Annotated in this window: 1 protein-coding gene; it reads right to left on the bottom strand. The window is 57.1% G+C overall.

What is annotated here, in order from left to right; all coding sequences use genetic code 11:
- A partial coding sequence (locus E4487_RS24255) for a DUF3304 domain-containing protein (RefSeq protein WP_373921569.1) occupies positions 1 to 367 on the bottom strand: 367 nt, incomplete at its 3' end.
- Positions 368 to 389 lie beyond the last annotated feature (22 nt).

Below are 389 nucleotides of genomic sequence, written 5' to 3'. Positions count from 1 at the left end.
GACTGTCCAGATTGGGGCTCCAGAACAGACGAACCTGATCCCCCGGAAAGAAATGCACATGCAGGTACTTGTCTTGCCTGGTGCGGGGCGGGTTGGGCACTTGTTGGGTGATGGTCTCTTTTTCAACGCCTTGGCGAACCTGTTCCCCGGTGCGTCCCTTGATCCACTGCACGGTCAGCACATCGCCTTCGATACGCGTGCAGCATGTCGCCTTCCCTCCACCATAAGCAAATGCATTGCCGCCCCAGGCCTCATTGACGGCGTAGCTGAAGATGGGGCGATCCGTATGGTTGTGTACATACAGAATTGCACCGGGCATACGGGTGTAAGCCCAGGCTACGTAGGCGAGCACTAGCGCTACCGGCAACAGCAGTTTGATCAGTGATCTG

Source organism: Pseudomonas sp. BMW13, from assembly GCF_013357275.1.
Lineage (GTDB): Bacteria > Pseudomonadota > Gammaproteobacteria > Pseudomonadales > Pseudomonadaceae > Aquipseudomonas > Aquipseudomonas khazarica.
This window is presented reverse-complemented; position numbering and strand designations above follow the sequence as displayed.